Source organism: Microbulbifer thermotolerans, assembly GCF_001617625.1.
GTDB classification, from domain to species: Bacteria; Pseudomonadota; Gammaproteobacteria; order Pseudomonadales; family Cellvibrionaceae; genus Microbulbifer; species Microbulbifer thermotolerans.
In genome coordinates, this window is record NZ_CP014864.1 from 3,641,326 (window position 1) to 3,662,430 (window position 21,105).

Sequence of the window (21,105 nt, forward strand, 5' to 3'; positions counted from 1 at the left end):
GCCGCCTCGGCATCACTGAGACCAGAAAGACTTAGGCCCGAGCGCGGCGTAGTAGATGGACGGTGGGTTTCTTCTACATCGTCCGCGATGAGTCCCAGCACTCAGGACATGTCGCCGACTTCATCACAACCATACAGACCAGAAAAAGCGTATGACATTGGCCCCAAAACTGTAGGTCGGTTCTTCGCCCGGAGCTATGGCAGTGCCGCTGCCGTGTACGGTGACATCGCGGAAATTCTCGTAATCGAAGTATATGTAGTCCCAGTAGAGACTGAGCGTGTTCTTGCGGTTGAACAGAGACCAGCGGTCCGGCAGTACATAGGAGACACCTATGCCAATTGAGGCATTGCTATAATCGCTCAGTTCTTTATCTCGGGCACGGAAGTTGGTGGCATTCAGATAAGGGAAAAGGTCGCTGTAGAAATCCGCCCCTGTCTGCTTATAAACGCGTGCCTTGCCTTCGAGTATCCACTGATCTTTTTCCTCCAGTGGATGGGTGTAGCGGAACTCGATATTGTCGGCAACGATGCCCCAGCTGTCGGCGTAGCGGCGGTATTCACCTTTAATCGCCGCTCGGTAAGGCAGGTAGTATTTGAAGCGGATTGCAGCCGCATCACTGTTGCGAGTTGACGGGTAGAGTTCCGGTTGGTAACTGAAGCCGCTACCGGAGGTGGGGTCCAAATAACGCACACTGCGGTAGGGGTTATTGAGGAAGCCCTCGTCAGATACAGTTTCCACACTCAACTCGGCGATGAGCTTCTGCGTTAGTATCTGGTTCCAGCTCAGAGCGTAACGGCGGTGCTCCGCCTCGGCGGCAAAGTTATCGTCGCCGTTGCGGTAAACATCGTCACTGCCGTAACTGACGCGCAGATCCAGTGTGCTGAGATCGCCGAAGAAAGCCTGGCTGACACCGAAGGAAAATGTATTCGCCTCGTAGTCGTTTTCGGAACTATTGGTGTAGGCGACACTGAGTGTGGTCTTATCCACCAGGTAGTCGGCACCGAGGGAATACTCATCGCGCTGTTCGGTATAACGGCTGGCGGTGGCTTGAACATCGATGGATGCGCCGGAAATCATGTCCACATAGTAGTTGGCAGACAGGGACAAGCTGTTGCCCACATTTTTGCGCACCAGGAGTGAAGGCCCGTCAATGGTAACGCCGCCACCACTGTAGGAATGATACATGATGTCGGCACGCTCTTCGGGCAGTACCGCCGCCCAGCCTGCCAAAGGGAAAAAACACAGCAGCGCGCCAGCGAAGTGGCGCAGTGTTTTAGTTACAGCCACAGCCGCCTCCACTTCCGCCTTCCGCGCCGCGGGCCGATTCACGGGCCTCGTACACGTGGTTCATGTATCGCGCCGCGACCGGGTCCCGCTCGAAGCCCATGATTGGATCGGCCAAATAATGGCGCTCGTAGGGCGCCACCCAGGGAGTTACCGAGCAGCCGCTAATCAGCAGTGCACTACAGAGCAGGATCAGTGCGCGAACCATGGTTACTCCCGGATCAGTTCCTTAATGATTTTTTTGTAGGCGGCCAAGTCACCGTCGCGGTAGCCGCGGTGTATATGGCGCACATTGCCGTCGCGATCGATAAACACCGAGCTGGGCATTGCGTCTATGCCGTACTTCTTGCTGACTTCACCGGCGCTGTCGAACAGGATGGGGAAATCCACCGGGATTTTCGCCAGCATTTTATTGGCATCGGCCCGGTCGGAATCCACATTCACGCCCCAAACCTGAAAACCGGCCGCTTCATAGCGGGCATGCAGCTCGTCCAAGAGCGGCATTTCCTGGCGACAGGGGCCGCACCATGAGGCCCAGAAGTTCAGCATGATCACTTCCCCGCGCTGCTCTGCCAAACGCAGGTTTTTGCCTTTGTTGGAGGCGAGGGTAAAGTCAAACGAGGGCTCGGCGGCCAAAGCAAATTGAGAGGAGATAATCAGAGCCAAAGCAGCTAATAATCTAAGCATTGTTATCACCTTTTTATTGGTCGTATCAAGTCAGAAAAAAATAGAAAATCCGAGCTGCGCGGATAGGTTGTTGGTTGTCTGCAGCTCGCCGAAAATCTCGTGTTCAAAAACGTGATCGCGGAAGTCGAGACGCAGCGCCAACCAATCGCTCATCAGTACCCGCGCACCTACGCCGAAGTTGTAAGTAAAGTGCTCCTCATCGGCGAAGGAGGTATTACCCACGCCGCCGATCAAATAGAGGCTGCTATTGAGCGCCCAGTCGTCAAAAATAAAATACTCTCCCGGAAACAGGTTCCAGCCCAGGGACAGGTTGTAATAGCTGAGTGTACGCTGCTCTTCTGTCAAAAGCGGTGCCGAGCCGCTCAAACGTTCGAAACTGGACTCGCCCAATTCTGTTTCGCCATAAGCGGCCTCCATAAAGAGGTCTTCATTGATATGGTAGGCGAGGGCTGCTCCGGTGAGGCTGTTAGAGCCGAAGTCCTCCACATTGATGATGCCGCCGAATGCGGACAACTCGATATTTTCAGTATCGAGTTTTGCCTCGCGGATTTCACGACGCTCTAAGTCTGGTGAGATAATTTCACCGAGAACATCGTCGCCTTCCTGCGCTTTGGCACCGGCGGAAATGGACAGGGCGGCAGCCGCTGCGGCTACAAATATACGTCGAATCCGAGCTTCCACTCGACTATCTCCTGATTTTCGTCCCGCGATGTAAGCAGGTAGTGATTGGCATACTCCGCGCGCAAGGCAAAGCGGCGGAACAGATAGGCTTTCACCCCCAGCCCGGTCAGCATGGCGGTATCCTGGCGATCTTCTGTGGCAACAATAGTCGCGTTGGGGGAAGTGATGTTAACGCCAGCACCGAGCATAAAATAGGGGGACAATTTCCAGCGCGGGAATGGTTGGTGCAGTACCGCCACCTGATACGTCTGGCTGTCGGAGAAGTTGCCGACCGCCTGGGTTGCCCGCAGTTCGGCAGAGAGGTTGGCGGTAAAGCGGTAACCGAGATTGACCCCCATGGAGTCGGCACCGGCAAAGTCTCCGTAGGTAAAGCCCAGATGGAAATTCTGCGCGTTTACGTCGCGGAAATCCGGCAAGTGAACCCGCACCAGCTCCCCGTCCGCACCGTAAATTTCATCCAGGTCGGCAACGCGTACCCAACCGGTCTTGTTTCTGTGAAGGTAAACCTTGATCCAATCGGTCCGGCGTTTCAGCAGCCACATCTCCTGGCCGTACTCGGCCACGTGAAAAATGGGGTAGCCGCGCCCCGGTCCGGTGTAAATATTCACGTAGGGAGAACCGACAGTGACCCGCTCGGCGTCGTCCGGCACCCCCTCCGGCGGTGAAACCTCGGCCGCCGCCCTGTTGCCAATCAGCAATAGGGCGGCACACAACAAATAGATACAGAAACGAAAACTCACCATGAATCAATTTTCCGGTGCGGCAAAAGGATCGTTATAGTATTGCGCACCGATATCCAGCCACTCGGAGATCAGTTTCAGCTCCGCGGGGTCGAGATAATCGGCGTGGGCCGCGCCCGGTGCAAAAATATCAAAGAAACGGCTGTTACGGGCGGAGCCGCCCATCAGCCTATCAACCTCAACGGTAACCATAACCGGAATCGGATTGCCATCGCTATCCAAAACTAAATTTCCATCCTCGTCTGTTTCGAATACCGGGTTACCGTTGCCGTCAACTTCCTGCACCTGCCTTGGCAACAGGGCACCATCCACCAGATCCAACACCGGGCTATCGAACAGTAATTCCGAGTAGGAAGCCAGCCAGTCGGCATTGACGGAGGAAACCGCGTCGCTCAGATCCAACTGCCCGGCGGGGACCTGCAGCATACCGGCGGCATCGCGGGTGGAGTGGCAAGTCACACAGGTGCGGTCTTCAATCACCGCCCCACCCGCGTCGGTAATCTGACGCGCCCGTTCCCAGATCGGCTGAATATGCTCCGGGTAGTGGATGACGGTACGGCAGTGGCCGCCCCAATCGGTCAGGCATGTGAGGGGAATGGGCACCGGGGTCTCCAGATCCTGATAGGAAATCAGGGTGCTCGGGTCCTTGGCACGCACAGCGGGATCTGTCCACAGATCGCTGAAGTTGAGATCCCCCTCCAGTTGCGCTTCGCCGGAAATACGCGCCAGCACTTGGGCCATGGTCTCGCCCATTTCCGCCAGTAGCGCAGGCTCAGTATTCGGGAAGGGCGCAGCGGAGGTGGAAGCACCCGGCCAGGCGGATTCCGGTTCCTTGTCTGGGCGGCCGTGGGGGACTTCACTGTCGGCGGTGTGGCAGCCGTTGCATTTGCGCACTTCACCAGCGCGCAGTTGCAGCCAGCTGCGGTGGCGGCCGCCGATACGGCGGCCGTCCGCATCCACAACGGAAATCGCCAGCGGCATATCCGCCGGCAGTTGCACCCGCACGGAGCCATCCGGCTGTATCGGCGTGTAGCCGAGGATTTCGCGCATACCAGTGGCGCGACTGCGACCAAAGGCAGAGCGGTCAAACTCCAGTGTATCGTCATCCGGAATACCCACCGCCTTGACCACACGCAAAAAGCGCGCGGGGCGCTCTTCGGCTGAGGTAATCGCCGGATCGGCCACATCGGCGATGCCGACAACATCCTCGCCGTCAAAATCATAGACGCTGCGGATATCGAGAATGCCGACACCGGCATCCACAAGGTCGCCGTCGATATCGATCCCCGGCACCGGCTCGGGAATATAGGCGGGCTCGGTGCGCGGTTCCAGAATCGCGCCCTCGGAAATCATTTCCCCCTCTTCCGCGACGACAATCGGCAGTTGGGTACCCTCGCTATAGTCGTAAATCCACAGCCCATAGAGCGGGTCCGCCGGTACCACTTCTTCCTGGCTCAGCCACTCCTCGGTGCAGGGGCGCGGCAGTTCCGTGTCCATCTCCAGTACCCGGCACTCGCTCCAGCTGACCAGCAGACGGCTGGTGCCGTCGTAAAAAGGCCATACGGAAGCGAAAAGGCCGTTTGCCGACAGGCCGCCGTGGGTGATGATTTCCTTCAGGGAAATGGAAGATTGCCCCACCAGCTCACCTTCTCCCTCTGGCTCGCTGAAGGCTTCTGTGTAGTTAACGCTGTCGATCGCCACCAGATCGCCGCCATAGCTGGTGCCTTCCGGCGCGCGCAGGGTGATCAACAGGCGCCCATCGGGCAATTCCCGAGGCCTGACAAAAGCTGCTTCGGTGCGCTCGCCCTCCTCGTTTTCACTACCGGTTTCCTGGCTGTGATAACCGTAGTGAAAGGCCAGGTCAGTGCCGTCTGGTTCGATGGTATAGAGACTGTGTCGATTGACACCGCCCATATTGTCCCAGCGGTTGAACAAGATACGACCGTCGTTCAGCACCGTTGGAAAAAGGTCGTGGCTCTGATTAAAGGAGATTTGCTGTATATCGCTGCCGTCTGCTTCCATCACGTGCAGCACAAACGCCTCGCTGTCGAGATCTTCCCGCAGGGAGGAAAACTGCGGCTTGTTGTCGTCCAGTAGCAAAGCGCGGGAGCGGCGCTGGCGGGTGGATGAGAAAACAATGCGGCCGTCGGGTAAAAATGCCGGTGCTACGTCCTGCCCTTCCTCCGCGACCAGATCCGATTCGATCACTCGTCTCAGTTCATCGGCTTCCCGGTCGTAGAGCCAGATATTCCAGGTAGGCTGCTCATCTTCATCGGCATCCTCAATTTCCGGTGCGCGCATCGCGAATACCAGGCGCTGGCCATCGGCGGAAATGTTCAGATCCTTGACGTCGTAGCTGCCATCGAATATCCCGGCGGTCAGCACCGTCTCCGGTGCACTCGGCGTCGCCCGGTCTTTCAGCACCAGTTCGGCGCCGGGGCTGAAGTCGGCTGGCGAGTAGATATCCTCTTCCACCAGCGCGCCCTCATCATCCTGGGGAAGCTGGCGACGCACAAAAACGATGGGGTAGTCGATCACAACCGGATCTTCGGCCTGTTCGCCACCGGAAGAATCCCCCCCTCCGCCACTGCAGGCGGCCAGCAACAGCAGAGCCGGCAGTGTACGCAAATGTTTCATCTCTGTTTCTACCCGCTATGATTAATTCCGGCACGGTGAATCGCCGGCACATGATAATCTCTGCGCATTACCTTTCCGCGCCGCGCCATTTTCTCAAGGCGTACACAAAAAGTTTGCCAACTGGGACGCACTTTTCGGAAGTGGGTCTGACAATAGACTGTTCACCTCTTAGTATTCAGTGCTCATACCTTATGTGGTCACACTAGATTAATAAATCGATGAATACTCAACCACTTCGACCGCACACAGCCCGGTCTCTTGTCACAGGTATCCTGTTCGGCGCCAGCCTGCTCAGCGCCGCCGCCAGCGCAGCACCCCAAGATCAGGCGCTGCAGGTTTACAGCCGCATTGCCGGCGTCAAGCCATCCGCGGAAACGCTCGTCGAACTGGCGGACGAGGATCTCGCCACCGTCGCCTACGCGGCGATGGAGGACGACGCCTTCTACAATGTCACCTTGAAAAATCTCGCCACTCCCTGGACCAACCGCGAACAGGATGTCTTTGCGCCTCTGAACGACTACACGGCGACGGTCATCGGCATGGTGCGCGATGATGTGGATTTCCGCGAGGTTCTCTACGGAGACATCCTCTACACCGGCAACGTATCCGGCCTGCCGCCCTACAGCAACAGTAACAACGACCATTACGAGGCACTGGAAAACGGGGGCTACTCGCTAAAGGACAATCTGGTGCGCAACACCCAGTCATCGGTTACCGGCCTGCCGGCCGAGGCCACCGCGGGCGTTATCACCAGCCGCGCCGCGGCAAAGTCTTTTTTTATCGCCGGCACAAACAGAGCCATGTTCCGCTTTACCCTGGTAAACCACCTGTGCCGCGACCTGGAACAGGTGCACGATACGTCGCGGCCATCGGACCGCATCCGCCAGGATGTGAGCCGCAGCCCCGGTGGTGACAGCCGGGTATTTCAGAACAACTGTATCGGCTGCCACAGCGGCATGGACCCAATGACTCAGGCTTTTGCCTACTACGATTTCACCTACGACGCGGATACCGATCCGGAAGGGGAAAACGGCCAACTGGATTACAACTCGGCTGGTGAAACGGACCCCATCACCGGCAGTCGTGTAAAGGCAAAAAACCATATCAACAGCGCCAACTTCCCCTACGGTTATATCGTGCCCGACGACCGCTGGGACAATTACTGGCGCGAGGGGCCAAATATGTACCTGGGCTGGAGCAGCTCTCTGCCCGGCGGCGGCTACGGAGCAAAATCCCTCGGCGAAGAGCTGGCCAACAGCCGCGCCTTTGCCGAGTGTCAGGTCACCAAAGTATTCCGTCAGGTGTGCCTGAGGGAACCGGAAGATGCAACCGACCGCACACTGATCGATACCGTTGCGGATGATTTCAGCAGCAACGGCTACAGCCTCAAACAAGTCTATGCGGATACCGCTGTTTACTGTGCGGGGGAATAAGTGATGGCTTTCAGAAAAACCTCCGGTAGTTACCGCGCTTTTTTTCGCGCTTCGTCCTCTCTGGGTATATTCCTCGCCGCCACAATACTCAGCGCCTGTAGCGGCGGCAGCGGCCAGGAAACCGAAGAACAACCCAACACCAATCCCGGCAGCGGCGGCGCCAGCTATTCCGGCCCGGCTCCGGAAACGGAAGATGTACAGCAGTATAAGTTTTACATCTGGGACAATCTGGCAGCGGACAACCGCTGCGGCGGCTGTCATATTGAGAATAACCAGAGCCCGCGCTTCGTGCGCGGCGACGATATCAATATCGCCTACAACGAAGGCCGTGAACTGATAAACCTGTCGCAACCGGCGGAGTCGCGCCTGGTGACGAAAGTTGCCAGTGGGCACAACTGCTGGCTGGCCAGTGCCAGCGCCTGTGCGGAGATTATCACCAACTATATCGAGGACTGGGCGCAGGCCAGTGGTAGTTTAAAAAATACCATACAGCTAACTGAGCCCGTGGAACGCACGGTAGGCGAGAGCAAAAGTTTTCCCGCAGACGGCGGCAACTTTTCCACCACCGTCTACCCTCTGCTGCGGAATTACTGTGCCAGCTGCCACAGTGAAGATGCCGGCACGGCGCAACAGCCCTATTTTGCCAGTGAAGACATCAACCAGGCCTACGAAGCGGCCAAGAGCCGCATGAACCTGGACAACCCGGCGGCATCCCGCTTCACCGTGCGCCTAGGAGAAGAGTTCCACAACTGCTGGAGCGACTGTGAAGACGATGCAGTTGAGATGACAGCGGCTATCCAGGCTTTCGCCGACGCCATACCACTGACCGCAGTGGACCCCGACTGGGTGATCAGTAAGGCACTGCTGATGACCGACGGCGTTGTTGCCAGCAGCGGTGGCCGCATTGAGAACAACGCTATCGCCCTCTACGAGTTTAAAACCGGTAGCGGCACCACCGCCTTCGACACCTCCGGTGTCAATCCCGCCATCGACCTGACCCTGACCGGTGATTACGAATGGTTGGATTCCTGGGGCGTTCAGCTCAAGGGCGGCAAGGCCCAGGGCGCCACTGCCACCAGCCGCAAGCTGTACGACACACTGACCGCCACCGGCGAATACACCATCGAGGCCTGGGTGGCCCCGGCGAATGTTTCCCAGGAGGGTCCGGCGCGCATCGTCAGCTACTCTGGCGGCAACGATATTCGCAATTTCACCCTCGGCCAGGTGGAATATAGCTACACCTTCCAAAACCGCAGTGACAGCACCGATGCAGACGGTATGCCGATGCTGGCTACGGAAGATGCGGCCCAGCGCGTGCAGGCAACCCTGCAACACGTGGTCGCCACCTACGACCCCATCGACGGCCGCAAACTGTATGTCAACGGCGAGTACACCGGAGACGCAGACCCAGCCGAAGCGGACCTCCTCAGCACCTGGGACGACACTTTCGCACTGGTTCTGGGCAGCGAGGTGTCCGGAGACAATGTGTGGGAAGGCTCGGTTCGCCTGCTGGCGATCCACTCCCGCGCTCTTTCCCCGGAGGATATCCTCACTAACTACGAAGTGGGCGTGGGCCAGAAATACCTGCTGCTGTTCAAGGTGGAGGAGCACACCGGCATACCGAAAAGCTACGTGATGTTCACCGTGCAGCAGTTCGACAACTACGGCTACCTGTTCAGTGAACCCACCTTTATCAGCCTGGACGAAAACGCCGATCCCACCGGTATTGCCATCGAAGGCATGCGCATCGGCATCAACGGGCGCGAGGCGGAGGTGGGCCAAGTGTGGGCGAAGCTCTCCACAACGATCGACGACAGCTATGTGCCGGGCGCCGGGCAGAAACTGTCCCGACTCGGCACCATCGTCACCCTGGATAAAGGGCCCGACTACGACGAATTCTTCCTCACTTTCGAGCGCCTTGGCAGCGCGACCTTTAGCCGCGTGGAACCCACACCGACGCCGCCCGCCGAGCCGGCGGATCTGGACCCGCAACCCAGGATCGGTCTGCGCCGCTTTGAACAGATACACGCAACCCTGTCCAAAGCCACCGGGGTATCCAGAGCTCATCCCGATGTCCTCGACACCTGGGAGACCATCAAGCGCCAGCTGCCGGTGGAGAGCGATATCCGCGGTTTCCTGGCCGCGCAGCAGATGGGTATCACCCAGCTGGCGGTGAAATACTGCAGCGTGCTGGTGGATTCAAGCAGCCTGCGCAGCAGCTACTTCCCCGGCTTCGACTTCAGCGCGCCCATCGGCAGCGCCTTCGATACCGCCGCCAAGCGCGCGCAAATTATCGACCCATTGATCGAGCACCTGCTCGGCCACGAGATGACCTGGCCCGACGGCAACCACTCGCAGTTGGCGGTTGCACCGGACCTGACCGAAGTGGAAACCGAGCTGAATAACCTGATCGACAAGATGGAAAACTGCAGCGGTGACTGCGGCAACCGCACTGAAACCACGGTCAAGGCGGTGTGCGCCGCGGCCATGGGCAGTGCGATGACACTGATTCATTAATTGCGATCGGATACCGATCCCAAAGCAGAGAGGGCCTGTCACAACAGGCCCGCGCAATACCCAATCACCGCCACCGCGGATGCAAAAATCCGGACAGCAACTATGAGCAAGAAAAAACACTTTGATCTGGACCAGCCCCTGCGCCATCCTGACCACCGCCGACCGACAACCCGACGCGAATTTATCGCCCAGGGCTTTCGCGCCGGCTTTGCTACCGTACTCGGCGGTTCGGTTTTCAGCCTGTTCGCCAACCCACGGCAAGCGCAGGCTGCGCTTTCCGATGACCTTCAGGATATGCGCAACGTATGTGGCCTCGATGGCAACGGCGAGTCCAAAATACCCTTTATTTGCTTCGATCTAGCTGGCGGTGCCAATATCGCTGGCTCCAATGTGTTGGTAGGCAAACAGGGGGGGCAACTGGATTTCCTCAGTACCGCAGGCTACGTCAAGCAAGGGCTGCCCGGTGACATGGCGCCTTCGGTAAGCAACACTCTGATCAATACCGATCTGGGCCTCGCCTTCCACAGTGACAGCGCCATGCTGCGCGGTATCCTCGACAAAATCGCCGCCGGTACCGCCGCGGCCACCAACGGCGCCGTAATTCCAGCGCGCTCAGAAAACGACACCGGCAACAACCCCCACAACCCCATGTACGGCATCAACAAAGCCGGCGCCAACGGTGAACTGCTTGCCCTGATCGGCTCCAGCAGCAGTGAATCCGGCGGCAACTCCCAGGCACCGGCATCGATGATTGATCCACAGGTGCGCCCCACCAAAGTGGACCGCCCCTCCGATGCCACCGGTCTTGTGGACGTGGGGGACCTGGTCGGCCTGCTGAGCCAGGAAGATACGGTGGCGGTTATGGAGTCCATGTACCGCATCTCCGACTCCAAGCTCAAGCGGGTCAACACCCAGGTCACCGCCGATGCCACTATCAAAGAAATGGTGCGCTGCGGCTACCTGAAAAGCGCCGATATGGCCGACCGCTTCGGCAACCCCAATATTCTCAACCCGGAAGCAGACCCGGATATCGTTGGACCCGCGGGGATATTTACCAGTGCCGAGTTCAACAACGACCGAGAATTCCGCAAGACCGCTTCGGTCATGAAGCTGGTAATCGACGGTTACGCCGGCGCCGGCACTATCACCATGGGCGGCTACGACTACCACACCGGTGACCGCGCCACCGGCGAAATCCGCGACCTGCGCGCCGGCCGCTGTATCGGCGCCTGCCTGGAATATGCCGCGCGCAAATCAAAACCGTTAATGATCTACATCTTCAGCGACGGCTCGGTATCCTCCAACGGCATGATCGACGACTCCCCCGACGGCCGCGGCAAAGGTGTCTGGACCGGTGACAACCAGCAAACTGCGGCTTCATTCTTCCTGGTCTACAACCCAACAGGCCGACCGCAACTGCTCGGCGGCTCCGCCGACGAACAAGCGATTCACCAGCAACTCGGCTACATGCGTGCCTCCGGAGATGTAGAAACGGCGTCCAGCCCGGCGGCAAACAATGTTAACCTGCTGGTGGAGACGGTGGTGTTGAACTATATGGCGCTGCACGGTGAGCAAGGCAATTTTGCCAGTCTCTTCCCCAGCCACGGCCTCGGTAACGCCACCCTGATGGACGCCATGACCGCTTTTGAACCGATTGTTTAATGACCAGAGTTTTTCAATATTTATTGCTGTGCTGTGCCCTCTTGCCCTATGCGACGCCGTCGCTGGCGGAATGGCACTATGAAAAACAGGCCATTATGGGCACCGAGGTGTCGGTGCAGCTATGGCACGAAGACAGCCAACAGGCTGAGCAATTGATCGACCAGGTCATGGCGGAATTCCGCCGCCTGGACGACGAGCTGTCCCCTTTCAAACCTACAAGCGAGCTTTCGCGGGTCAACCGCGAAGCCGCTAAGGGACCGGTAAAAATCTCCGCGGAACTCACAGCGCTGATCGACAAATCCCTCTGGTACAGCGACCTCACCGGCGGCGCCTTTGATATCAGCTTTGCCACCCTTGGCAAACACTACGATTTCCGCAACAAACAACGGGCCGACGAGCAGCTGACCGAGTCACTGCTGGAAGCGCTGAACTACCGCCACCTGCACCTCGATAAAAACACGCACACTCTGCGATTTGGTCACGAAAAGACAAAAATCGATCTGGGGGGCATTGCCAAGGGCTACGCGGTGGACAGAGCCGTTGCCATTCTGAAAGCGGCCGGCGTCTGCTGTGCCAGTGTCAGCGCTGGTGGCGACTCGCGCATGATCGGCGACAAACGCGGCCGACCCTGGCTGGTGGGCATACGTCACCCCCGCGACAAAAGCAAGAATGCGGCGGTGATTCCCCTGACAGATACCGCCATTTCCACCTCCGGTGACTACGAACGCTATTTTATCGACGACAGCAACACCCGCGTGCACCACATATTCAACCCGGCCACCGGAAAACCCGCGGACACCACTGCCGGTAGCAGCGATAAGCTAATCAGTGTCAGTATTATCGGTCCGCGCGGTTTCGACACCGACCCCCTGTCCACCAGCGTCTTTGTACTGGGCAAAGAAAAAGGTCTGGCACTGATCGACCGGCTGCCGGGTTTCGAGGCAGTAGTCATCGACAGTAACAGGCGCCTCTACTTCAGCCGCGGCCTGGACAACCCGCAATCGGCCAACGCAAATCCATAACCCATTGTCATCATAAGAAAATTGCCAACCGGATCACGCCAGTTACATGATCCCCTGAGATAATTTACATCGTGCACTCCCGTATCAGGATTGGGCGCAACGGATTGGCTGCTGATACTCTCCTGCTGGCGTAGGGCCTGTCTCCCGGCCCTGATAACACAATGCGACAAGACAGGCCAAAAAGATGAAGTATTCAATCAGTGACAGCGACGCCGTCAACAGTGCCGAGAGCGCACCATACGCAAGAGGGCAAGACCCTTGCGCTGCAAAACAACCCGCGCTGGACCAGTAAAGTTATAGAGACTGGGCACCAACATAAAAACACAACGGATTTCCACGATAATTGCCTGCCAACAGGCCGTAAAACATTCTTGAGAAGACCGCACATGCGACGCTGTATCCAATTTCTGTTTTCTTGCCTCACTCTTTGCTCGGGTATTGCGGGCGCTCCAGTAGTCGCCGGGGAGGACACCTTTCCCGCCGATAAGCTGGAAGATCTCAAACAAAATGTGCTGAAACTGAACCGGGACCTGCTGATCCTCGAAGAAGACCTGCTCTACCCGGCACAGAGCCAAGTGGCCTTTTACGTTTCCGTCGACGTGGGAGAGTATTTCAAGCTGGATGCGGTCAAACTGCATATTGATAACAAACTCGTCGCCAGCCACTTGTACACCGACCACCAACGCAGTGCGCTGATCCGCGGCGGTATACAGCCCCTCTACAAAGGCAATCTGAAATCCGGCGACTACACCATCTCCGCCTTTTTTACCGGCATAGGCCCGCAAGGGCGCGAATACAAGCGCGCGGCCACGCTGGAACTGGAGAAAACGGATGAGCCGGCAGTGATAGAACTGCGCATCGCCGATGCCAGCGGCAAGCAGCAGCCGGAATTCGAACTGGTGCAGTGGCCGGCCCCCTGATTCACCATGCTGTACCGACCTCTCTCCCGCGTTTTTTCCCTGACAGCGGCCCTGCTCGCCGCTGCGGCCCCGCTCGCCGCCGAGGCGCCGAAAAAGTACTCGCAGGCGCAAGACATGGCCTACGGAGCCGTCCTCTACGAATATTTTCAGGGCAACTATTTCGACGCGCTCAGCACACTGCTGGTGGCCCGCGAGCGCGACGCCATCAAAGTGCACAGTGACAACGCCGCCTTAATCGAAGGCGGTATCAGCCTCGGCTTCGGCCTGCGCCAACGCGCGGCGACGCTGTTTGAGCAGCAGTTGCAAAACAGTGACGGCGACAGCGAGACCGATGCGCGCCTCCGCCGCGTGGCCTGGCAGAAGCTGGCGGAACTCAATTACCTGCAAGGCGATTGGCCGCTGGCCGCCGAGCAGTTGCAAAAATCCGGCGCCGCATCCGAGTCCGGGCTGGAATTGAATCTGGCCCTGCGGCGGGGCGATTTTGCCGCGGCGGAAGTAGCGCTAAAGGCGAAATCACTATCTCTCGAACAGCGGGTGCTGGGTAATATCAACCTGGCGGCGGCCCTGGCGAGGGAGGGACAACTGTCCGCCGCCGCGGCGCGCTACACCCAGGCAGCCAAATTGGCGCGGCGCGGTGACGACTCCGAGGAAATGCGCGTACTGGCCGACAAGGCGTACACCGGTGCCGGCTACGCCTATGCATTGCAAGAGCAACACAGCGAAGCGATGGAAGCCTTCCGCCAAGTGCGCCTGCAAACCCCCTGGGCCCGCCGGGCTTTGCTGGGACTGGGCTGGTCGGCCATCAACAGCGGGCAATACAAAGCCGCGGTCGACGCACTGCAATACCTGGTAGACAACCACGGCGACTCCGCAGCCGCGCGCGAGGCCATGGTGGCCCTGCCCTACAGCTACGAGCAGCTCCAGCGCCCGGGTAATGCCCTGGCCGCTTACCACAGCGCCGAGCAGCATTACCACGCGGTGCTGACCGAACTCGAGCAACTGCAAAACAGCATAGCGTCGACAGAGTTCGCCGCCGCAGACGGTGTCGCGCAGCGCTATGGCTGGCTACAGCTGGCGGAAGCGCCGCCGCTGGTACAAGACAACCGCCGCTACCTGCGCCCGATACTACAAAGTGACAAGTTTCAATTGCGCCTGTCGGAACTGCGAGACCTGCGCCAGCTTTCACAGGTGATTGAAGCTTGGCAGGAAAAACTGCCGCATTTCGCACACCTGATCGACGCGCGTGCGCAGCGCCACCAGACCATTGTCGAGAACTACCACAGCGCCCAGTTCGACCAACAAATGCAAATCGCTGAACAGCAGTATCACCAGCTGGACGAGTTCCTGGGCCGCATCGAAAAAGACCGCGACGGCCTGGCCCTTCTGGCCGCGCAAGAGAGCGAAGACAGCGAAATGCTGTCACTGCTCAGGCGCGCCGAAGAAAATTACAAAGTATTGGAAAAGGCCGGTAGAGCGCGGGAAAGTCAGGGAAAAACGCTCGCCCGCGCGCGCGGCATCCTGCTCTGGCAGGCGAGTGAAGACTACCACCACAACCTGTGGCAACAGCGCAAACAGCTGCTCAAACTGGACGAACAACTGCACCAGGCAGAGCGCCAGCGCCGCAACACCGACCTCGTCGCCCGGCGCGCGCCCCAATTGAACCGACTGCATGCGCAGGTCTCCGAAGCGGGGCCACAGCTGAGCGCACAGCGCGCGGCTATCACCAGAGCCGCCGATCTGATTGAAGCCTCCATCCGCAAAGACGTGATCGCCGAACTGCAGCGGGAACGCTCCCAGGTTCAGCAGTACATGGCCCACAGCCGGTTGGCCATTGCGCGCCTGCAGGACGCGGCCATGCAGGCCGGGCCCGCGGCCGAGACACAGGAGGGCGGCGAAGATGAATAGATTGCGCTGGCGCGAAAAATTCGTGCGCAAAAAACTGCTGGCGCTGGCCGTCTGTTGCAGCGCCGCCTCCTGTAGCAACAACGCCGTGCAGACACTCGCTGACCTGCCGGGTGCCGAGTTGCCACCGGCGCAAAGCGTCGAAGTGCCGCAGGTGGATATCGCCGCGCTGCAACAGAGCTACCGCCAGGCCCTGGAGAGCAACCGCGACCCACAAACCCAGCGCCGCATCCGCCTGCGCCTGGCGGATCTGGAAATGGAGCGCCTGGAACAGCAACAGGCAGAAAACCCTGATGTTGCCGTTTCCTATAGCAGTGCCGTGCGCCACTACGAACAGCTGGCACAGGAAATGCCCGGCGACGACTATATCCTCTACCGGTTGGCACGGGCACGGGCACTGGATGGCCAACCGCAGGATTCGCTGCGCGCGCTGGAAAAAATCGCTGCAACAGCACCGGAATCGCCGTTTATCACTGAAGTACTGTTCCGCCGTGGCGAAGCCGCCTTCAACCGCCAGGATTACACCGCAGCCGCGCGGGATTTCCGCACACTGTTAGAGCGGGGCGACAGTCCCTTCGAAGACAATGCGCGCTACATGCTCGCCTGGTCCGAGTTCAAATCGGCAAATTACCGCACATCCACATACACCTTCCTGGAACTGCTGGACGTATTGCACCAGCGGGCGCCGTTTGAAGAACTTCCCCAGGGACAAAAGCGTCTCGCGGAAGACAGCCTGCGCGGACTCGCCCTCAACTTCAGCTACCAGGGCGGCGCCGAGGTCATCGAATCCTACAGCGGCGAAGGGGAGCCGCGCCCCTATCAGCACCATCTGTACCGCGCCCTGGGGGACTGGTACCGGGAAAAAGAAAGGTTCCGGGACAGCGCCGACACCTACCTGACCTACGTCGAACAGTATCCACAAAGCGCGGAGGCACCGGCGCTGCACCTGTCCGCGGTGGAGACACTGCAAAGCGCCGGTCTGGACGGCGAAGTGTTGCCGGCCAAGCGGGAATTTGTGCAGCGCTACGGCATCCGCAGCCAATACTGGCAATCGGCGGACGAAGCGCAAAGGGAAAAACTGCGCGGCTGGCTGCAGCCGTGGCTGGAAGAGCTGGCCAAATACGACCACGCCCGCGCCCAGGCTCTCACCGCCCAGGCGGAAAAAATCCCTGCGCGCAAGGCGCGGGAAAAACAGCAGCTTGAAGAAGACGCGCGCGGCGCTTACATGGCCGCGGCGGAGCTCTACCGCCAATACGCGGATACCTTTCCCGAAGACCCGAGCACACCGCCGCTGGTATTCCTGATGGCGGAGTGTCTGGAACAGGCCGGCGACTACGCCGGCGCCTGGCTCGCCTACAGCCAGGTGGCCTGGACCTACGGCGACAAAACCCACGGCGCCGAAGCCGGCTACGCCGCGATTCTCACTTCCGCCCAGGTACAACAGCAACTGGACGGCAATGAAGACCCGGAAGTGGTCAACTTGTGGCGCGACCGCAATATCGAATCCGGCCTCAAATTTGCCGACAGCTGGCCGCAAGATCCCCGCGCTCTGCCGGCGCTGCTGGTGGCCGCCGACAAACTGCTGCAACAGTCCCGCTATCAGGAAGCCATCGCCGCCGCGGGCAAAGCCGCCCAGTGGCAGCCGCCGCCCAACGGCCAGCAGCAACTGAATATCGCCATGATTCTCGGCCACAGCCAGTTTGAACTCGGCAACTTTGCCGAGGCGGAACAGGCCTACAGCCGCGCCCTGCAACTGGCCGGAACAGATACCGCCATTCGCAATAACGCACAGGAACGGCTCCAGGCGGCGATATACCGCCAGGCGGAGTTGGCAATGGCCGAAGGACCCAGCGAAGAAGGGCTCGCGCACCTGCTGCGCATCCGCGACAGCGGCCGCACCGAGATCGCCGCAACCGCCCAGTACGATGCCATCAACCATCTCATTGAGCTGAAGCGGTGGCAGCAGGCCAGTGCCGAACTGGCGGACTTCCGCAAATACTACCCAGGACACCGGCTGACACCGACCCTGGCCGCCAAGGCCGTGGTCATCTTCCGCGCCCTGGAAATGCCCAGCGCCGCCGCTGGCGAGCTGCTGCAACTGGCGCAGAGCGATCCGGACGGCGCCGTGCGCCGCCAGTCGCTGTACATGGCCGCAGAAAGTTTCCAGGAGGCCGGTGATCAGCGCCAAGCTATCGATGCCTATCAGCGCTACATCAAGCAATGGCCGCAGCCGGCGGAAGAGAATCTCGAGGCCCAATACCAGCTGGTGCAACTTTTCGCCGCGAGCGGACAAGCGCGCGAGCGCAACGCCTGGCTGCAAAATCTGGCCGGCAACAAAGTTGAGTCGCCGCGCGGTCGCTACCTGGCCGCCTACGCGCAGAGCGAACTGGCGGATCAAAGCTATCAATCCTTTGCCGCCATGCGGCTGCAGCTGCCGCTGAAGAAAAGCCTCGCGGCCAAGAAACGCGCGATGGATACCACAGTCGCGGATTACCGCAAAGTGCTGCAATTCAATATCGCGGAGTTCACAACCCTCGCTAACTTCCGCCTGGCAGAAGTCTACCGCCAGCTGAGCCGCGATCTAATGGAGTCACAACGCCCGACCAATTTGAATGAATTGGAGTTGGAGCAGTATGAAATTCTGCTCGAGGAACAGGCCTATCCCTTTGAAGAAAAGGCAATCGAACTGCATGAGGCCAATATCCGCCGCACTGGTGAAGGCATCTATGACGACTGGGTAAAACGCAGTTTCGAATCCCTCGGCAACCTGCTGCCGGCACGCTACAAGAAACAGGAAACAACCCTCGCCTGGAGCGAGGCATTGCACTGACATGCAAATAAAAAAAGTGACAAAAAGAGGCATTAACTATCCGCTGCTCGCGGCGATAACAGTATTACTTGCCGCTTGTGCCTCCGGCCCGCAACAAACCGCGGAAATTTCCGCGGGCGGGCCCAGCGCCAACCCCTATCTGTCCCAGGCCCGAAAAGCGCCGGCGGCAGCGCGGGAAGGAATGGAAATTGCAAGGCGAGCTTACGAGGCCGGTGATATGGCGGCAGCGGAAACCCAGCTGATGCAAATTACCGAACGCTGGCCCGAGCTGTCCGGTCCCTGGCTCAATCTCGGCATAGTGCAGAGCCGCGCTGGCAACGCGGAGGCGGCGGAGGCCAGCTTGCGCCAGGCCATCAGCGTCAATGACCTGAATGTCTTTGCCTGGAATCAGCTGGCCGCGCTGCTGCGCGACGCTGGCCGCTTTGATGAAGCCTTGCAGTGTTATCAAGAGGCATTGGCGCGCTGGCCGGATTACAGCGATGCGCACCGCAACCTGGGCATACTGTTCGATCTCTATCTGCAGCAGCCGCAGAAGGCACTCGAACACTACCGCGCGGCTCAGGCGCTGCGCGAAGAACCGGACAAACAGCTGGCCGGCTGGATAGTGGATCTGGAGCGCAGACTGTGATGAAAAAAATATTTCCACTCTTGGCGGCACTACTGCACCTCAGCGCCCCGGCGGTGGCAGACGACGTGATAGAACTGGAATCCTCGGTGATCGGCAGCCAGGAACAGCCCAAGGTGCTGTACATCATTCCCTGGAAACAGGCCGACAGCCTGCAGCGGCTGGACAGCGTATTGCCGCAAACGGTGGGCTATGTCTTCAGCCACCAGGAGTATTCAGAGTTGCAGCGGGAAATGAAACTGCTGCAAAACGACCAGGAAAAACAAAAGAATCCGTAGGGTTGGCAAACTGCCGGTGGAAAATCGCTTTCGCGCTTTTTCCACATGTCCCCATCCACGCGGGCTGACACCCATCCCGGTACCGGCGGTGGGCGCACTGGGCTTTGCCCATCTTACAACACGAAAAACTGTCTAAATTTGCGGAGATTGCATTATGGAATTTACCCAGGCGCTGCTGCGCTTCTTTCAAAACGGCGGCCCCTTTATGTACCCGATCGCCCTGGTGCTGGTTATCGGCCTGGCGATGGTGGTGGAACGCTGGATCTTTTTAACCCACGCCAAGGCCGCCAACCGCCGCGCCTATATGCAACTGCTGCCGATGTTACAGAAACGCAATTACCAGGGTGTGCTGCAACTGGCCCGCGACAGCAAGGCAGCCATGGGCCGTATCGCCGCCGCCGGTATCGGTACCATGCAGTACGCAAAACGCGATGAAAATATCGCACTGGCGATCGAGGAGGGCATTCTCGAGGCGGTGCCGCGGCTGGAAAAGCGCACTAGCTACCTGGCTACCCTGGCCAATATTGCCACTCTGCTTGGACTGCTCGGCACCATCATGGGCCTGATCTCCGCCTTTACCGCGGTTGCCAACGCGGACCCCTCGGAAAAAGCCTCAATGCTGTCTTCGAGTATTTCCGTGGCCATGAACACCACCGCTTTCGGCCTTATCTCAGCAATTCCGCTGTTGCTCTTCTACTCCATGCTGCAAAACAAAACCAACGAAATTGTCGACAGCCTGCAAATGGCCGGCGTCAAATTTCTGAACCTGATCACTATGGGCCGCGGCGCGGCGGAACAGAAAGCGACCAAAAACTGACGGTAGCGCCATGCTCAAACTGAATATCCCCCGGCGCACGCACGGGGACACGGAGCTGGACATCACCTCCTTTATGAGCCTGATGATCATCCTGGTCCCGGTGCTGCTGCTCAACATGGTCTTCTCGCACATCTCGGTGCTGAAGCTGAACCTGCCCGGTCTCAGTGATGGCAGCGCGGCCAGTGCGGAGGAGAACCGGCAACTGGAGATGGTGCTGCGACAGTCCTATATCGACATCAACTATCCGGCCGGGATGCGGGTCAAGCGCATCCCCCATGTACAGGGCGAACCGGATTTCGCCATGGTGTCGACAGTACTGCAGGAAGTGAAACGGCAACTGCAGGAAAAATCCATCGATAAAAAAGACCTGGTGATCCTGTCCGAGAGAGGCACACCCTACAAAACGCTGGTACGCGCCATGGACACAGCGCGCAGTTACCGCGCAGTAGTGGCCGCCTCGGTGGTGGACGCGGAGCTATTCCCACAAATCTCTCTCGGCGACGCACCGCAGGAACAGACACTGCAGACAGCAGCGGGGCAATAGCATGAATCTGAATGTAGCCGCCAAACTGCAGGAGCGTAAGCAGCGGCAGCAAAAACAGCAGACAAAACTGAACCTGGTGTCTCTGATGGACATCTTTACCATCCTGGTGTTTTTTCTGCTGGTAAACTCCTCCGATGTGGAAGTATTGCAGAGTGACAAAACCATCAAACTGCCAGACTCCACATCGCAACAAAAACCGGAAGTCACCACAGTGGTGCGGGTCAACAACGAACAGCTGTTCGTCGGCGATCGACTGATCGCCAAGGTCTCGGAAATCGACACTGAGGCGGAAAATATCGAACCGCTGCTGAAGGAACTGAAGTACCTCGCCAACCGAGCCGGCGCACTGCCGGAAGACAAAAAAGAGGCGGGGCGACCGGTGACCATTATGGGCGATGAGCAGGTGCCCTACAGGCTGCTGAAACAAATTATGCAGACCTGTGCCGCAGCGGATTTCCGCGATATGGCCTTCGCGGTAAATCAGACTTCCCCGGACGCAGTTACGGAAGCGGGGGTCAGCGGCTGA

General features: G+C 58.9%; 18 protein-coding genes. 12 read left to right on the plus strand and 6 right to left on the minus strand.

The genetic code is table 11. The features are described 5' to 3' along the window. Positions 1-123 precede the first annotated feature (123 nt). The 6 genes from A3224_RS15015 to A3224_RS15040 are packed head-to-tail and all read right to left on the minus strand — an operon-like array spanning position 124 to position 6,029. On the minus strand, positions 124-1,287 hold the full coding sequence (locus tag A3224_RS15015; RefSeq protein ID WP_067158118.1) for a DUF3570 domain-containing protein: 1,164 nt from the start codon (positions 1,285-1,287) through the stop codon (positions 124-126). Continuing rightward, on the minus strand, positions 1,274-1,492 hold the full coding sequence (locus tag A3224_RS15020) for a DUF4266 domain-containing protein (protein WP_067156470.1): 219 nt from the start codon (positions 1,490-1,492) through the stop codon (positions 1,274-1,276). The genes A3224_RS15015 and A3224_RS15020 overlap by 14 nt, the downstream gene beginning before the upstream one ends. Positions 1,493-1,494: 2 nt before the next feature. Continuing rightward, positions 1,495-1,971 carry a TlpA disulfide reductase family protein gene (locus A3224_RS15025; RefSeq protein WP_067156473.1) on the minus strand — a complete coding sequence of 159 codons (477 nt, stop codon included), beginning with the start codon at positions 1,969-1,971 and terminating at the stop codon, positions 1,495-1,497. A gap of 30 nt (positions 1,972-2,001) precedes the next feature. After that, positions 2,002-2,652 carry an outer membrane beta-barrel domain-containing protein gene (locus A3224_RS15030; protein ID WP_067156476.1) on the minus strand — a complete coding sequence of 217 codons (651 nt, stop codon included), beginning with the start codon at positions 2,650-2,652 and terminating at the stop codon, positions 2,002-2,004. Further along, positions 2,622-3,395 (minus strand): outer membrane beta-barrel protein, encoded by a 774-nt coding sequence (locus A3224_RS15035; RefSeq protein WP_074901522.1) that lies wholly within the window; start codon positions 3,393-3,395, stop codon positions 2,622-2,624. The genes A3224_RS15030 and A3224_RS15035 overlap by 31 nt, the downstream gene beginning before the upstream one ends. A 3-nt stretch (positions 3,396-3,398) precedes the next feature. After that, a complete protein-coding gene (locus A3224_RS15040) occupies positions 3,399-6,029 on the minus strand; it encodes an HzsA-related protein (protein ID WP_067156479.1) in 2,631 nt (876 codons plus the stop codon). Between the two features lie 218 nt (positions 6,030-6,247). Between A3224_RS15040 and A3224_RS15045 the strand changes: the two genes are divergently transcribed. The 12 genes from A3224_RS15045 (at position 6,248) to A3224_RS15100 (ending at position 21,105) form a co-directional block, all read left to right on the plus strand. Beyond that, complete coding sequence (locus A3224_RS15045) at positions 6,248-7,462, plus strand: hypothetical protein (RefSeq protein WP_067156482.1); 1,215 nt, start codon at positions 6,248-6,250, stop codon at positions 7,460-7,462. Positions 7,463-7,465: 3 nt separating this feature from the next. Then, positions 7,466-9,979 (plus strand): LamG domain-containing protein, encoded by a 2,514-nt coding sequence (locus A3224_RS15050; RefSeq protein ID WP_067156485.1) that lies wholly within the window; start codon positions 7,466-7,468, stop codon positions 9,977-9,979. 102 nt (positions 9,980-10,081) lie between these two features. Beyond that, positions 10,082-11,641, plus strand: coding sequence for a general secretion pathway protein GspF (locus tag A3224_RS15055; RefSeq protein ID WP_067156488.1), 1,560 nt, complete (start codon positions 10,082-10,084; stop codon positions 11,639-11,641). Continuing rightward, positions 11,641-12,663 carry an FAD:protein FMN transferase gene (locus A3224_RS15060; protein ID WP_067156491.1) on the plus strand — a complete coding sequence of 341 codons (1,023 nt, stop codon included), beginning with the start codon at positions 11,641-11,643 and terminating at the stop codon, positions 12,661-12,663. Before A3224_RS15055 ends, A3224_RS15060 begins: the two co-directional genes overlap by 1 nt. A gap of 386 nt (positions 12,664-13,049) precedes the next feature. Further along, entirely contained in the window at positions 13,050-13,583 is a 534-nt protein-coding gene (locus A3224_RS15065) for an AraC family transcriptional regulator (RefSeq protein ID WP_067156494.1), read from the plus strand. Positions 13,584-13,589: 6 nt separating this feature from the next. After that, entirely contained in the window at positions 13,590-15,488 is a 1,899-nt protein-coding gene (locus A3224_RS15070; RefSeq protein ID WP_067156497.1) for a tetratricopeptide repeat protein, read from the plus strand. After that, on the plus strand, positions 15,481-18,315 hold the full coding sequence (locus A3224_RS15075) for a tetratricopeptide repeat protein (protein ID WP_067156500.1): 2,835 nt from the start codon (positions 15,481-15,483) through the stop codon (positions 18,313-18,315). The genes A3224_RS15070 and A3224_RS15075 overlap by 8 nt, the downstream gene beginning before the upstream one ends. Position 18,316: 1 nt before the next feature. Then, positions 18,317-18,943: a tetratricopeptide repeat protein gene (locus A3224_RS15080; protein WP_067156503.1), complete on the plus strand. Its 627-nt coding sequence runs from the start codon at positions 18,317-18,319 to the stop codon at positions 18,941-18,943. Then, positions 18,943-19,218, plus strand: coding sequence for a hypothetical protein (locus A3224_RS15085; RefSeq protein WP_067156505.1), 276 nt, complete (start codon positions 18,943-18,945; stop codon positions 19,216-19,218). Before A3224_RS15080 ends, A3224_RS15085 begins: the two co-directional genes overlap by 1 nt. Positions 19,219-19,372: 154 nt before the next feature. Continuing rightward, entirely contained in the window at positions 19,373-20,035 is a 663-nt protein-coding gene (locus A3224_RS15090) for a MotA/TolQ/ExbB proton channel family protein (RefSeq protein WP_067156508.1), read from the plus strand. A 19-nt stretch (positions 20,036-20,054) separates the two neighbouring features. After that, entirely contained in the window at positions 20,055-20,579 is a 525-nt protein-coding gene (locus A3224_RS15095) for an ExbD/TolR family protein (protein WP_067158121.1), read from the plus strand. Position 20,580: 1 nt separating this feature from the next. Continuing rightward, positions 20,581-21,105, plus strand: coding sequence for an ExbD/TolR family protein (locus A3224_RS15100; RefSeq protein ID WP_067156511.1), 525 nt, complete (start codon positions 20,581-20,583; stop codon positions 21,103-21,105).